Annotated in this window: 11 protein-coding genes and 1 tRNA gene; 8 read left to right on the top strand and 4 right to left on the bottom strand. The window is 66.4% G+C overall.

What is annotated here, in order from left to right:
- Positions 1-176 precede the first annotated feature (176 nt).
- From ahpF to F0A17_RS16455, 4 genes are all read right to left on the bottom strand, one after another.
- Positions 177-1,733 (bottom strand): alkyl hydroperoxide reductase subunit F, encoded by a 1,557-nt coding sequence (ahpF, locus tag F0A17_RS16470; protein WP_149329442.1) that lies wholly within the window; start codon positions 1,731-1,733, stop codon positions 177-179.
- 177 nt (positions 1,734-1,910) lie between these two features.
- Entirely contained in the window at positions 1,911-2,474 is a 564-nt protein-coding gene (ahpC, locus tag F0A17_RS16465) for an alkyl hydroperoxide reductase subunit C (RefSeq protein ID WP_149329441.1), read from the bottom strand.
- 183 nt (positions 2,475-2,657) lie between these two features.
- Complete coding sequence (locus F0A17_RS16460; RefSeq protein WP_223111564.1) at positions 2,658-3,821, bottom strand: ChaN family lipoprotein; 1,164 nt, start codon at positions 3,819-3,821, stop codon at positions 2,658-2,660.
- A gap of 56 nt (positions 3,822-3,877) precedes the next feature.
- Complete coding sequence (locus F0A17_RS16455; protein ID WP_149329440.1) at positions 3,878-5,194, bottom strand: MFS transporter; 1,317 nt, start codon at positions 5,192-5,194, stop codon at positions 3,878-3,880.
- Positions 5,195-5,384: 190 nt separating this feature from the next.
- On the opposite strand from F0A17_RS16455, the gene F0A17_RS16450 reads away from it, so the two are divergent.
- The 8 genes from F0A17_RS16450 (at position 5,385) to F0A17_RS16415 (ending at position 15,313) form a co-directional block, all read left to right on the top strand.
- The gene (locus tag F0A17_RS16450) at positions 5,385-5,810 is read left to right on the top strand and encodes a hypothetical protein (protein ID WP_149329439.1); all 426 of its coding nucleotides are present in this window, start codon (positions 5,385-5,387) and stop codon (positions 5,808-5,810) included.
- A 186-nt stretch (positions 5,811-5,996) separates the two neighbouring features.
- Entirely contained in the window at positions 5,997-9,065 is a 3,069-nt protein-coding gene (gene fdnG, locus F0A17_RS16445) for a formate dehydrogenase-N subunit alpha (protein WP_149329438.1), read from the top strand.
- A gap of 19 nt (positions 9,066-9,084) precedes the next feature.
- Positions 9,085-10,014, top strand: coding sequence for a formate dehydrogenase subunit beta (gene fdxH, locus F0A17_RS16440; RefSeq protein WP_149329437.1), 930 nt, complete (start codon positions 9,085-9,087; stop codon positions 10,012-10,014).
- Positions 10,011-10,706, top strand: coding sequence for a formate dehydrogenase subunit gamma (locus F0A17_RS16435; RefSeq protein WP_149329436.1), 696 nt, complete (start codon positions 10,011-10,013; stop codon positions 10,704-10,706). The genes fdxH and F0A17_RS16435 overlap by 4 nt, the downstream gene beginning before the upstream one ends.
- Positions 10,703-11,632: a formate dehydrogenase accessory protein FdhE gene (fdhE, locus tag F0A17_RS16430; protein WP_223111561.1), complete on the top strand. Its 930-nt coding sequence runs from the start codon at positions 10,703-10,705 to the stop codon at positions 11,630-11,632. The genes F0A17_RS16435 and fdhE overlap by 4 nt, the downstream gene beginning before the upstream one ends.
- A gap of 107 nt (positions 11,633-11,739) precedes the next feature.
- Entirely contained in the window at positions 11,740-13,272 is a 1,533-nt protein-coding gene (gene selA, locus F0A17_RS16425; RefSeq protein WP_149329435.1) for an L-seryl-tRNA(Sec) selenium transferase, read from the top strand.
- Positions 13,269-15,197, top strand: a complete 1,929-nt coding sequence (gene selB / locus F0A17_RS16420) for a selenocysteine-specific translation elongation factor (protein ID WP_149329434.1) — start codon at positions 13,269-13,271, stop codon at positions 15,195-15,197. The genes selA and selB overlap by 4 nt, the downstream gene beginning before the upstream one ends.
- A gap of 20 nt (positions 15,198-15,217) precedes the next feature.
- Positions 15,218-15,313 (top strand) — tRNA-Sec (locus F0A17_RS16415).
- Positions 15,314-15,326 lie beyond the last annotated feature (13 nt).

Below are 15,326 nucleotides of genomic sequence, written 5' to 3'. Positions count from 1 at the left end.
CCGCATGTTTCACTCTTATTGGCCGATACGGCCGAGATCGGCTTCAACGCCGGTTGGAATGTCGGACCGCAAATAGCGAAATAAAAGACGCGCCCCGCAGGCAGGGCCTGCGGGGCGCGAGGGTCGGCGAGCGGAACGCCTGGCGACCGAGGCTCCCGTCGGTAACGGAATCGACGTCAGTGACGGATGAGGTAATCGAAGGCGCCCAGCGCGGCCTTCGAGCCTTCCCCCATGGCGATAACGATCTGCTTGTAGGGCACCGTGGTGACGTCGCCGGCGGCGAAGATGCCGGGCACCGAGGTCATGCCACGCTCGTCGATGACGATCTCGCCGCGCGGCGACAGCTCGATCGACGAGTCGGTAAGCCACTCGGTGTTGGGCACCAGGCCGATCTGCACGAAGACGCCCTCCAGGTCGAGCCGCTTGATCTCGCCGCTGGCACGCTCCTCGAAGGTCAAGCCGTTGACCCGGGTACCGTCGCCGTTCACTTCGGTGGTACGGGCGCCGAGAATGATCTCCACGTTGGGCAGGCTACGCAGCTTCTTTTGCAGCACCGCGTCGGCACGCATCTCATCCATGAACTCGATCAGCGTCACGTGCCCGACGATGCCGGCCAGATCGATGGCTGCCTCGACGCCGGAGTTGCCGCCGCCGATCACCGCCACGCGCTTGCCCTTGAACAGCGGACCGTCGCAGTGGGGGCAGTAGGCCACGCCCTTGTTGCGGTACTCGGCCTCCCCGGGCACGTTCATCTCGCGCCAGCGGGCACCGGTGGAAAGGATCAGCGTCTTGCTCTTGAGACTGGCGCCGGACTCGAACACCACTTCATGCTCGCCGCCCTGGTCGGCCGCCGGCACCAGCTTCACGGCATGCTGCAGGTTCATGATGTCGGCTTCATACTCCTTGACGTGCTCTTCCAGCGCCGCGGCCAGCTTGGGGCCTTCGGTATAGGGCACGGAGATGAAGTTCTCGATGGCCATGGTATCGAGCACCTGGCCGCCGAAGCGCTCAGCGGCAACGCCGGTACGGATACCCTTGCGCGCGGCATAGATGGCCGCCGCGGCGCCGGCCGGGCCACCGCCTACCACCAGCACGTCGAACGGGGCCTTCTCGTTGAGCTTGGCCGCCTCGCGCTTGGCCGCGCCGGTGTCGACCTTGGCCAGGATCTGCTCCAGGCTCATGCGGCCCTGGTCGAAGGGCTCGCCATTGAGGAAGATGCTCGGCACCGACATGACCTGGCGCGCTTCCACCTCGTCCTGGAACAGCGCACCGTCGATGGCGACATGGCGCACGTTCGGGTTGAGGATCGCTATCAGGTTCAGCGCCTGCACCACGTCGGGGCAGTTCTGGCACGACAGCGAATAGTAGGTCTCGAAATGCAGTTCGCCTTCGAGGTTCCTGATTTGTTCGATCTTGTCGTCGCTGACCTTGGGTGGGTGTCCGCCGACCTGGAGCAGGGCCAATACCAGCGAGGTGAACTCGTGGCCCATCGGAATGCCGGCGAATACCAGGCCGGTGTCCTCGCCGGGACGATTCAGCGCGAAGGAGGGCTTGCGCGCGTCCGTACCGTCGAGGCGCAGGCTGATCTTGTCGCAGAGGCTCTCGATATCCTTGAGCAGTCCGTGAAGCTCCTTGGACTTGGCGCCGTCATCGAGGGACGCGACGATCTCGAACGGCTGAGTGACCTTCTGCAGGTAGGCTTTTAGCTGGCTTTTCAGATTGTCGTCCAACATGACAGCGGTTTCCTTCATGTCTGGCTCAAGAACGACGGCAAGACGCCACCACAACGCGTCACGGAGTCAGCGCGGGCATCGGCTTGCACGTCTTGGAAAGAGCGCCCGGGCAGCACATGCCCGGGCGTGGTACATACACGAGGTCAGGGGATAGCCTCGCGGGTCTTGGCAGACCGCTTAGATCTTGCCGACCAGATCCAGTGACGGAGCGAGAGTCTCTTCGCCTTCCTTCCACTTGGCCGGGCAGACCTCGTTGGGGTTGTTGCGAACGTACTGAGCGGCCTTGACCTTGCGCAGCAGCTCCTCGGCGTTACGGCCGATGTTGCCGGCATTGATTTCGACGATCTGGATCTTGCCGTCGGGATCGACCACGAAGGTGCCGCGCTCGGCCAGGCCAGCGTCTTCGATCAGCACTTCGAAGTTGCGCGAGATCTGCAGGGTCGGGTCGGCCAGCATCGGGTACTGCAGCTTGCCGATGGTCTCGGAGCTGTCGTGCCAGGCCTTGTGGGTGAAGTGGGTGTCGGTGGAGACGCTGTAGATCTCGACGCCCAGCTTCTTGAACTCTTCGTAGTTGTCCGCCAGGTCACCCAGCTCGGTGGGGCAGACGAAGGTGAAGTCGGCCGGATAGAAGAAGAAGATGCTCCACTGGCCCTTCAGGTCGGCATCGGAGACATCGATGAACTCACCGTTGTGGTAAGCGGTGGCCTTGAACGGCTTGACTTCAGTGTTGATCAGGGACATTCAGCAAACTCCATGTCATGCGTTGGTGGGTAATCCCGAATACGGCGCCCATCTTAACCACGCCAGCCGATAGTCGAAAATTGAAAGCTGTCATGGTTACGATAAGCCCTTCCTATGAGGCGCCCGCGTTCCCACCATATGGTGGCTACCCCCACTCATTGCAAGGCCACTACCTCTGACCGGTCATGGCCCCTCATCGCTGCGCGGCGGAAAGCGCGCCAGCACTTCTCTCACCTCGCCATCGCGGCGAATCTCCAGCGGCAGCAGCGTGCCAGGCGGCTGGCGGCGTACATGCTCGATCACGTCGGCAGGCTGCGTGACCGTCTCGCCGGCCGCGCGCAAGATGACATCCCCCGCCGCGAGCCCCGTGCGCTCCGCCAGCGATCCTTCGAGCACGTTCTGTACCGTGACACCCGCCTCGTCAGGCACGAGGAGAATGCCTAGCTGCGGCCGTGTGGATGCCGGCTCGGCACGCTCGGCGATGCCGAACACCGCTCGTGCCACGTCCGTCGGCGGCGGCTCGCAGGCCGCGCCTGTCGACGACCAGGGTAGCAGGACAGCATGCGAGGCCACGCCCAGGTCGTCGAGTTGATGGGGCACGCCGTGGCCGAACTGCAGATGGCCTTGGCCGATCAAACCGACCACCAGGGTTCCCGCCTCGCCGGCCTCGGCCAAACCGGCGGCCATGGCCCGGTCCCACACCAGCTGCGCCGCAACGAATCGGTCGAAGCTGTCTTCGTCATGGGCGCTGGGGTGATGGGCGTGGATCTCGGCCAACCGCGCACGGTAAGCCGATGGCGGCTCGGCCGGTGGCGAGATACCGAAACGCTCCTCTTCGGGGATCGCCGTCCAGCCCTCCTCGACCAGGCGACCTCGCAACTCGGACGTCACGTTGATGGCTACGAGCGGCACCCGCTGCAGGCGGGCGAAGTGCAGAATCGGCAGATAGAGTTCGGGGTCGAAGCCCCAGGCGCTGAACCAATCGCTCTCTTCGAGAAAGGCCGCTTCGTCGAGCTCGCCCGCGACCCAGGCATCCAACGCCGGCTGCGCCTCGCGCGGCAGCATCTCCAAGGCGATTGTCATGTCGGGGCGCCGCGCATGCAGCCCGGCCAGGACATGCAACTGCCAGCGATGATGGTCGGTCACCTCGTGCTGTTCACCAAGCAGTACCACGTTGTGCTCGGCCAGCTCGTGCATCAGGTCAGCGGAATCGAGCGGCGCGCTACCGGGGCGCTGCCATTGGCCGGGAGCCGGACAGGCCTCCGCGCGCGCCGCGGCAGGCAGCGCCGCGAGAGTGAACAGCAGGCCAAGCATTCCTCCATGGCAAAGACCGGTGATATAGCGCATTGGTGTCTCCAGCGAGGGAAACCTTCATGATGCCGCATTCGCCTTCCCGGGGAAGCTCAAGCGGCTTCCTGCGTCATGTCGCCCTCGCCGGAAAGAGCGCTCTCATCCTCGAAGTGGAACTCCAGTTGGGTCGGCTCCAGGCGCGGGTCGAGCTCGGCGAAGTGCGGCGTCTCCAGCGTCGGGACCGCGACGAAGGGCTCCTGCTCGACTTCCTCGACGGGGACGCCGGGGCGCCGGCGCAGGCGCAGCGCCACGAATGCCGCCAGGATCAGCGAGGCACCGCCGAGGAACACCCACAGCCCGTCGGGACCCACCAGACGCATGACCAGCGAGGCGGTGAAGGGGCCGATGATCGAGCCGATACCGTACCAGATCATCAGCTTGGCGTTGGCGGCCACGACCTCGCCGGGTTCGAGCCAATCGTTGGTATGGGCCAGGCTCAGGGCATAAAGGGTGTGCAGCATGGCGGTGTGAAAGCAGGCCACCACCACCAGCATCCAGAAATCGATGCGCACCATCATCGACACGAAGGCCCCCGATACGGTCATCATCACGGCCATGCCGAGGATGACCTTGCGCCGGTCGATGTAATCCGAGAGCCGCCCGAGCCCCCACTGGGCGAATAGCGCCACCATGGTGGTGATCGCCATGAAGCGTGCCGTCTCGCCAGTGGACAAACCGATCTCCTGACCGTAGAACGGCGTCATGGCAAAGAAGGCCTGGACCATCATGCCCGCTGTGAAGGCCCCCACCAGGCCCACCGGGGCGCGTTTGAACAGCGCCTTGAGACGGATTTTCTGGGGTTGAAAGTCGTGGGCCTGCCGCGGACCGTGTATCCGCACGATGGACAGCGGCACCAGCGACAGGGCGAAGAGCATCCCGACCAGGGAGAACAACGCCGGCCCCGCCGGATCGCCGACGTTGAGCAGCCACTGCCCGCCGGCCAGCGACAGGGTCGAGATGACCATGTAGAGCGCCAGCACCCGGCCGCGGTTGTCGTTGGTCGACTCTCCCGACACCCACGACTCCATCACCATCAGCATGCCCGCGGTGGCGATGCCGCCGATCAGCCGCCAGGCCAGCCAGGCCCAGGGATCGACCCACAGGCCGTGGAGCATGGCGGTGACCGCCAGCAGGCCGGCGCAGGCGGAGAAGACACGAATATGGCCGACGCTGCGAATGCGCTTCTCCAGCGCATAGCTGCCCAACACGAAGCCGAGCGAGAAGCTCGACATCAGCAGACCCGCCATGTGCGAGGGAAATCCCTCCATGGACATGCGCACCCCGAGCAGGGTCATGATCAGGCCGTGGCCGAGCAGGAAGCTGATTTCGCAGACGAACAGGATCGGTAGGGTCGCCGGTAGACTGCGCAAGGTGTCACTCCGTTGACGTGGCCGAATGCATCCCGGGCATAGCCCTGCCCAGGTTCCAACGAATGGCTGGCCTGAGTGTAGGAAGCTCGTTCCCTTCCGCGCCAGTCTGGCGCGCGCATTGCCCTCTTCGCGGCGAGCGGTCTACGCTGAAATGACCACGCCTACCTCGACCGAGATTCGGAGGTGCCATATGGCCAGGATGCGCAACCCGACATGCCGTCGCCTGGGCTGGCTTGTCGCCCTGCTGGGTGCCGCTTGGCTGACCGCTACCCACGCCGAGGAGCGCACGGCATCACCCGGCGGAGGCGCGGCGGGCCTGGACCCCGCCGAGGCCATCGAGCCGCCCGATGTCGACACCGGCCAGTACGGAACCAGCAGCGGCATCACCCACTCGGACATGGACCAGGCAGAAGAGGGTTCCGGCAGCGGCCAGACCCAGGGCGACGACATGATCCAGACCCCCGCGGCGGGCTCCGACGACGGCCCCGCTTACGAAGTCCAGCCCCCGGAACGCGAGGCGGAGCCCGAGCAACAGGCGCTGCCCGACGACCCGTTGGGTGCTCAGGACGAAGGCCGGCGGGAAAGCGGTGAGCCGCAGAGCAGCAACGAGCAATAGGATGGCTTCGCCGGAACTCATACCTCGTCCGGCATCGAGCGACGAGTACCGCTACGCTTGACGTATGACGGCGCGTCGTTCCGGACGCAACATCCGCGACATGCGGTAAACGATAGAGCGGGAATCAAGACCGACAGCGATACCAGCCAAGAAAGTTGAGGGTACAGGAACCAGGCAGGAGGCCCCATGACCCTACGGGTGACACGCAGACAATTCTTCAAGCTCGGTGCAGCGGGGATGGCCACGTCCAGCATGGCCATGATGGGCTTTGCCCCGGAACCCGCCGTCGCCTCGATCCGCCATTTCAAGCTGACCGGCGCCAAGATCACGCGCAGCAACTGCACCTACTGTTCGGTGGGCTGTGGCGTGCTGCTCTACAGCCGGGGCGATGCGGCGATCAATAACGTCGACGACATCTACCATGTCGAGGGCGACCCGGACCATCCGGTAAGCCGCGGTTCGCTGTGCCCCAAGGGCGCCGGGCTGCTCGACTACATCCAAAGCGACTCCCGGCTGCGCTACCCCCAGGTGCGTGAAGCCGGCAGCAACGAGTGGAAGCGGATCGACTGGGACGAAGCCCTCGACCGTATCGCGCGTCACATGAAAAAGGATCGCGACACCAACTTCGTCGCCGCCGACGACGATGGCAATACCGTCAATCACTGGACCACGACCGGCATGCTGGCGGCCTCGGCGTCGACCAACGAAACTGCCTATTTGACGCACAAGGTGGTCCGCAGCCTCGGCATGGTGGCCTTCGATAACCAGGCGCGCGTCTGACACGGACCGACGGTGGCAGGTCTTGCCCCAACATTCGGTCGCGGTGCCATGACCAATCACTGGGTCGATATCCGCAATGCCGACCTGATCATTGCCATGGGCGGCAATCCCGCCGAAGCGCACCCCGTGGGCTTCCGCTGGGTGATGGAAGCGCGCGAGCACAACGACGCGCGACTGGTGGTGGTGGATCCGCGCTTCAATCGCACGGCGGCGGTGGCGGACTTCTACGCCGAGATCCGTACCGGCACCGACATCGCGTTCCTCGGTGGACTGATCCATTACCTGATCGAAAGCGGCCAGTTCCAGCAGGACTACGTGCGCGCCTATACCGATGCCAGCCTGATCGTCAGCCCCGAGTTCGGCTTCGACGACGGCCTGTTCACCGGCTACGACCCCGACAACGGCGAGTACGATAAATCGAGCTGGCAGTACGAATACGACGACGAGGGCCACGCCCGGCGCGATGAGACGCTGCAGCACCCGCGCTGCGTCTTCCAACTGCTGCGCCAGCACTACAGCCGCTACACCCTCGACGTGGTGCATTCGGTGTGCGGCACGCCGCGCGAGAAGATTCAGCGTATCTGGGAAATGATTGCCGAGACGGCCGCTCCCGACAAGACCATGACCTTCCTCTATGCGCTGGGCTGGACGCAGCACTCGATCGGCTCGCAGATCATCCGAACCGCGGCCATCGTCCAGCTCCTATTGGGCAACATGGGCATGCGCGGTGGTGGAGTCAATGCCCTGCGCGGTCACTCGAACATCCAGGGCCTGACCGATCTCGGCCTGCTCTCCAACCTGTTACCGGGCTATTTGTCGTTGCCTCGCTCCGGCGAGCAGGAGTACGACCCGTACATCCTGGAACGGGCGCGGCCGCCCCTGGTGGCCGATGAGGTCTCCTATTGGCGCCATTACGAGCGCTTCCACGTCAGCCTGATGAAAGCGTGGTTCGGCGATGCGGCCAGCGAGGAGAACGACTGGTGCTACGATTGGCTGCCGAAGCTGGGCGTGGACCTCTACGACATCCTGCACACCTTCGAGCGCATGCATCAGGGTGAGGTGAACGGTTACATCTGCCAAGGCTTCAATCCGCTGGCAGCCTTCCCGCACAAGGCCAAGATCACCGAATCGCTGTCGCGGCTGAACTACCTGGTGGTGATCGATCCACTGCGCACCGAGACGGCGGAGTTTTGGAGGAATCACGGCGAATTCCATGACGTGGACCCGGCCGAGATCGATACCGAGGTGTTCCGCCTGCCCACTACCGCCTTCGCCGAGGAGGACGGTACCATCGTCAACAGCTCCCGGTGGCTGCAGTGGTTCTGGGCGGCGGCGCCCCCTCCGGGCGAGGCGCGTGCCGATACGGCCATCATGGCCGGCATCTTCCTGCGCCTGCAGCAACTCTACCGGGAGGAGGGCGGCGCCTTCCCCGAGCCGATCCTGAACCTGCACTGGCCCTACCGCCGCCCCGATGAGCCGAGCCCCGAGGAGCTGGCACGCGAATACAATGGCTGGGCACTGGAAGATGTCTTCGACGAGGAGCGCAACCTGCTGATTCGCGCCGGCGAACAGCTCGAGGATTTCGGCATGCTGCGCGCCGACGGCTCCACCGCCTGCGGCTGCTGGCTGTTCGCCGGCTGCTGGACCGAGGGCGGCAACCAGATGGTGCGCCGCGACAACTCCGATCCCTACGGCACCGGCCAGACGCTGGGCTGGGCCTGGTCTTGGCCCGCCAACCGCCGCATTCTCTATAACCGTGCCAGCGCCCGCCCCGACGGCACGCCATGGGCGGCGCGCAAGGCCGTGGTGTGGTGGAACGGTCAACGCTGGGTCGGCAACGACGTGCCCGATTTTCCGCCCACTTCCGCCCCCGGCGACGGCCAGGCACCGTTCATCATGAACCAGACCGGGCGTGGCCAGATCTTCGCCCGCGACCGCATGAACGAAGGGCCCTTCCCGGAGCACTACGAGCCTTTCGAGACGCCGATCGCCAACAACCCGCTGCACCCGGACAACCCCCTGGCAAAACACAACCCGGGGGCTCGGGTATTCGAACAGGATCGGGAGAACTTCGGTACTTACGAGGAGTTCCCGCATGCCGCGACCAGCTATCGCCTGACCGAGCACTTCCACTACTGGACGATGCACAACCGGCTCAACGCCATCGCCCAGCCGGAGAAGTTCGTCGAGATCGGCGAGAGTCTGGCCGAAGAACTGGGTATCGCCAAGGGCGACCGCGTGCGGGTCAGCTCCAAGCGCGGATACATCGAGGCCGTGGCGGTGGTGACCAAGCGCATCCGCCCGCTGCAGGTTGCCGGCCAGACCGTGCACCAGGTCGGCATCCCGCTGCACTGGGGGTTTCTCGGTGAGACGAAGAAGTCCTACCTGACCAACACCCTGACGCCATCCGTCGGCGACGGCAATACCCAGACCCCCGAGTACAAGTCGTTCCTGGTGCGGGTCGAGAAGCTATGACGCAAGGAGGCGAAACGACATGAGAGGCGACCAGATCAACCTGCAGAACGTCATCGCCCGGTCGGCAACGCAGGTGCCCTCGCCCCAGGAGCGGAGCGGTGGGGTGGATCGCGTGACCAAGCTGATCGACGTGTCGCGCTGCATCGGCTGCAAAGCGTGCCAGGTGGCCTGCGCCGAGTGGAACGATCTGCGCGACGAGGTCGGCGAGTGCGTCGGCGAATACGACAACCCGCTCGACCTCACGCCCAACACCTGGCAGGTGATGCGCTTCGATGAGTACGAGGACGAGCAGGGCAACCTCGAGTGGCTGATCCGCAAGGACAACTGCATGCACTGCGCCGAACCGGGCTGCCTCGAGGCGTGCCCGGCGCCCGGCGCCATCGTGCAGTACGCCAACGGCATCGTCGACTTCAATTCGGAGCACTGCATCGGCTGCGGCTATTGCGTGTCGGGCTGCCCCTTCGACGTGCCGCGCATCTCGAAGAAGGACCACAAGGCCTACAAGTGCACGCTCTGCTCCGATCGGGTGTTCCATGGCCTGGAGCCGGCTTGCGTGAAGTCATGCCCCACCGGCTCGATCATGTTCGGCACCCGCGAGGACATGTTCGACCTGGCCGAGACCCGCACGAATTTCCTCAGGAGCCGCGGCTTCGACAACGCCGGGGTCTACAACCCCGAAGGGGTCGACGGCACCCATGTAATCTACGTGCTGCAGCACGCCGACCGGCCGGGGCTCTACAGCCACCTGCCCGAGGACCCGCGCATCAGCCCGCTGGTCGACGCCTGGAAGGGCGTAACCAAGCCGCTGGCCTCCATGGCGATCGGCCTGGCCGCCCTGACCGGCTTCTTCCATTACGTCACCGCCGGCCCCAAGGAATACGGCGAGGAGGACGAAGCGGCAGTGCGCGAGGATGAGGCCCGCGAACGCGAACGGGAGGAACGCCCATGAGCCTGGCCAAATCGGACCCCGCGCTGCGGCGCTACAGCGTATGGAACCGCCTCAATCACTGGCTCGTCGCGATCAGCTTCGTGTTGCTGGTGCTCAGTGGGCTGCCGTTCTTCCACCCCTTTTTCTGGTCGTTGACCGCGCTGTTCGGCGGGCCGACCATGACCCGCATCCTGCATCCCTACATCGGCCTGTTCATGACGCTGATGTTCCTCTTCATGGCAGTCGCCTTCTTCAAGGAGAGCACGATCCGTCGACACGACGTTCAATGGCTCAAGCAGATCCGCGACGTGCTGGCCAATCGCGACGAAAAGCTGCCGCCGGTGGGCAAGAACAACGCGGGCCAGAAATTGGTGTACTGGATCATGCTCGGCTGCATCGTCCTGCTGCTGATCACCGGCCTGCTGATCTGGCAGCCCTATTTCGCCGATGCCATCCCCATCACCTTGCGCCGGCTGGCGTCCCTGGGGCATGCCGTCGTCGCCTTTCTCGCCATCATCACCTTGATCATCCATGTCTACTCGGGTATCTGGGTCAAGGGCTCGTTCCAGGCCATGGTACGCGGCCGGGTCAGTTGGGCCTGGGCGCGTCATCACCATGATCTGTGGTACGAGGAGGAGCGCGAGAAGGCGCGCAAGCATCGCGCGATCAGCCGCCGCCACGACACGCCCACGAACCGACAGGAGTCGCCGTGACACACGCCTTCGGCAATGCCCCGACGGGGGTGATGCATCCCCCCGAGGTTCGCCTGCCCGACGACGACCATTTCGCCCGGCGCGCAAAACGCCTGCGAGCTCTCGCCGAGCGCGTCGCGCCGCTCGGAGACTTCCTGCGCTTCATGGCGCAGCTGGCCCAGGCCCAGCAGGTTGCACTGGAACGCACTACGCCGAGCTGGCAGCCCGGGCCCGAGGCCTTCTCCCTGGCACTGGAGCACGGCATGCCGCCACTCAACGTGCAGGCGCTGCGCGGCGACATCGGTATCCGGGCCGAGCTCGACGCCCTGTTGGACGCGCTCGAGCTGCACGTCGGCCAGGCCCAGCGCCCGCTGCTCGACACCCTGCGCAAGCTGTCGGCGGAAGAGATCGATCGGCTGGCTGACGACGTGCTCGCGGGCGAAGCCGGCGACGAACGAACTCGCGGCCTGATGCCACTGGTAGCTGCCGCGCTGCAGGTGGCCTGGCTGCGCCTAACGCATACGTTGCCCCAGGCACCGGCGCGTCCGGTCGGCGAGGTGCGCACCCTGTGCCCCAGCTGTGGCTCGCCGCCCCTGGCCAGCGTGATCGAAGCCGATCCGCAGTATAACGGCGTGCGCTACCTTCAGTGCGGACTGTGCGCCACCCAGTGGTATCTGGAGCGCTCCATCTGCAGCGTGTGCGAACAGAGCGGCAAGCTCGATTACCTGAGCCTGGCGGAAGAGAGCGACACGACCGCCCCCCTGCCGGCCCAGGCCGAGGCCTGCGGCGACTGCGGCAGCTACCTCAAGATCTTTCCGCGCACGCTCGACGCCGACGCCGAACCACTGGCCGACGACCTCGCCAGTCTCGCGCTCGACCTGCTCATCGACGAGGAGGGCCGCTACCGGCGCAGCGGGACCAACCCGCTGCTGATCGTCAACGCCTAGCCAGCCGGACACGCATGGACGCGGCCCGGCCCGGCATGCTATGCCATAGGCACGCCCCATCTCCTTTGGACAGGAGAAACGACCGCCCCCCGCATGGAATGACGACAATGGACGTTCGACGCAGCCTGCCTGCGGTGGATGCACTGCTGGCCCACCCTCATGTGCGAGAGGCCCGCGGAAGCTACGGCCAACGCCTTGTGCGGCGCGCCGTGCGCCAGACGCTGGACGAGACCCGACGCGTGCTGGCACAGCCGGCCGCACCGGCCTGCCCCGACTTGGACAGCCTGGCGACGCGGGTGCTGAGCCGCCTGGCCGAACTGGCCCGGCCGGCCTGTCGCGCGGTATTCAACCTCACCGGCACGGTGATACACACTAACCTGGGCCGTTCGCCGCTCGCCGAGGCGGCCATCGAGGCCATGACGCAAGCGGCGCGTCACCCGGTGGCGCTGGAGTATGACCTCGACAGCGGGGGCCGCGGCGATCGCGACCGGCTGGTCGAAGGCTTGCTGTGTGAGCTGACCGGTGCCGAGGCGGCTACCGTGGTCAACAACAATGCCGGTGCCGTGCTGCTGGCTCTGGGGGCGCTGGGTGCCGGTCGCGAGGCGCTGATCTCGCGCGGCGAGCTGATCGAGATCGGCGGCGCCTTCCGCATGCCCGACATCATGGCCGCGGCGGGCTGCCGCCTGCGCGAGGTGGGTGCCACCAACCGTACCCACGCGCGCGATTTCGAGGAGGCCATCGGCGAGCACACGGGGATGATCGTCAAGGCCCATACCTCCAACTACGCCATTACCGGCTTCACCGGCAGCGTTCCCGAACCCCGTTTGGCCGACATCGCCCATGCCCACGGTCTTCCCTTCCTGGTCGATCTGGGCAGCGGCGCACTGGCCGACTTCGCCGCGCTCGGCCTGCCCTACGAGGCGCAGCCCCTTGATGCCGTCGGCGCCGGCGCCGACGTGGTCACCTTCAGCGGGGATAAGCTACTGGGCGGCCCGCAGGCCGGCATCATCGTCGGCCGCCGCGAGGCCATCGCCTCTATCAAGCGCCACCCGCTGAAGCGCGCCCTGCGCCTGGACAAGCTGACCCTGGCCGCGCTCGAGGCGACGCTGCGCCTTTATCGCGACAGCGATGTCCCGCAGCGCGACATCCCCACCCTGGCGCTGTTGACCCGCCCCGAAACCGATATCGCCGCCACTGGCGAGCGCTTGCTGCCCCACGTTCAGCACTTGCTTCCCGACATCACGGTGACGCTCGAACCATGCCTGAGCCAACTCGGCAGCGGCTCGCTACCGGTCGACCGCCTGCCCAGCCGAGCGCTGGTGTGGCGACCCGAGGAGAGTCCGCGCCGTCTGCGCGAGCGTCGCCTACGGCACCTCGAGACGGCCCTGCGCGGCCTGCCCCGCCCCGTCATCGGCCGACTCAGCGACGGCGCCCTGCGTCTCGACCTGCGCAGCTTGGTCGGCGAGGCCGAAGAGACGGCCTTCCTGGGGCAGCTGGAAGCGCTCCAGCGACGCTACACGGCCGGCACGGAGAGCGGCATGGCAAGCGATGAGAGGAAGGCGGCTGAAGGGACAGGAAACCGTGCGGCCAGCGACGCACGGAGCGCCGCCAGCAGCGAAACGTACGGAGGCACGCCTTGATCGTCGGCACCGCCGGCCATGTCGATCATGGCAAGACCGCCCTGATCCAACGGCTCACCGGCATCGACACCGACCGTTTGAAGGAAGAGAAGGCACGTGGGCTGACCATCGAGCCCGGCTTCGCCTATCCCGTGGTGACCGAGGGCGTCGAGCTCGGCTTCGTCGACGTGCCCGGTCACGCACGGTTTCTTCACCACATGCTGGCGGGCAGCGCCGGCGTCGACACGGTCCTGCTGGTGGTGGCCGCCGACGATGGCGTCATGCCGCAGACCGTCGAGCATTTGCAGATCCTCACCCTGCTGGGGCTCGACCGCGGTCTGGTGGCGCTGACCAAGATCGACCGGGTCGACGCCGAGCGTCGGCGTCAGGTGCGTGAAGACATCGCTGCGCTGCTGGCCGATACGCCATTGGCCGGGGCGATGATCGTCGAGGTCTCCAGCCACAGCGGCGAAGGCGTGGAAGAACTGCGCGACCGGCTATGGACAGCGGCGGCGATGCAGCGCCAAGAGACGGTGCATGGGCGCTTCCGGCTCGCCGTCGACCGGGTCTTCACCAAGGCCGGTGCCGGGCTGGTGGTGACCGGCACGGCCTTCGCCGGCCACGTGGCGCAGGGCGACGAAGTGCGCCTGGTGCCGGCCGGTCTGACGGCGCGGGTACGGGGCCTGCGCCGACAGCATCGCGCCAGCGAGCGGGCGCAACAGGGCGATCGCGTGGCGCTCAACCTCGCCGGGCCGGGCATGGCCCGCGACGCGATCCAGCGTGGCGACTGGATCGTGGCCGAGGCGCTGGAGACGCCGCCGCTCCGGCGCCTCGATGTTCAGCTGCAACTGCTCCACGGCGCGCCGGTGATCAAGCACTGGGCGCCAATTCACACGCACCTGGGCGTCACCCGACTCAGCGGCCGCCTGTCACTGCTCGAGGGCCAGCGGCTCGGCCCGGGCGAGCATGGGCTGGGCCAGCTCGTGCTTGACGCCCCGGTGCACGCCTGCCTCGGGGATCGCTTCGTGATTCGCGATCCCGGCGGGCGCCTCACCCTGGGCGGCGGGGTGGTGCTCGACGGCGACCCGCCCCGCCGTGGCCAGCGCCGTCCCGAACGCCTCGCCTGGCTCAGGGCATTGGCCGAGTGTGTGGCCTCGGGCCCGCCGTACGATCTCGACCTGCCCTTGCGACAAGCGCTGCGCCAGCGACCCGACGGGGTCGATCTGGGCGCCACGGCGCGCAACGCCAATGCCGATGCGACGGCACTGGCCGCACGCGTCCGGGCGTTGGGAGGTCGGGTCATCGCCACCCAAGGCCAGATCCGCGCCTTTTCGCATGAGGCCATCGAGGTGCTGGAAGCGCGCCTGCTCGAAGCCGTCGCGACCAACCATGCGCACGACCCCTCGATGCTCGGCACCGAGCGCACCCGCCTGGCGCGTCAGGCCATGCCCGGGCTGCCCGAGCCGGTAGGTCGAGAGCTGCTGACAACGCTGGTCGAACGCGGGGCACTAAGCGCCCATGGCCCCTTCGTCGCCCTGCCTGAGCATCGCGCGATCCTCGGCGATGCTGACGAGGCGCTGTGGCAGCGACTCGAGCCGTTCATCGCCGCCGCCCCCTTCCAGCCGCCGAGGGTGCGCGACATGGCCGCCGCCACGGAACTCGACGAAGCGCGCATTCGACAGGCGCTGATTGCCTGCGCCCGCCTGGGCCGGCTCTACCAGGTTCGCCGGGACCACTTCTACCTGGCCGAGACGGTCGTCGAAATGGCCAATATCGTGCGGGCCCTGGCGGAAGCGCACGGCGCGGTACGGGCGGCCGCGTTCCGCGACCGCATCGGCACCGGGCGCAAGCTGGCCATTCACATTCTCGAATTCTTTGATAGGGTAGGGTACACGCGACGCAGGGGGGACGAGCGCTTCATCCGCCAGGCCGGGATGTGGCGGTGAACCCGCGCCGTGACACTCAAGGAAGAGGATCGACCCCCGGTGGGGCGGCCAGACTTCAAATCTGGCAGGGGCTGCCAGCGGTCCCTGGTGGGTTCGACTCCCACGCTCTTCCGCCAACCCGCCTTCGAG

Source organism: Billgrantia pellis (assembly GCF_008297955.1).
GTDB lineage: Bacteria > Pseudomonadota > Gammaproteobacteria > Pseudomonadales > Halomonadaceae > Halomonas > Halomonas pellis.
Note: the sequence above shows the minus strand (reverse complement) of the source record. Positions and strands in the feature narration are given on the sequence as shown.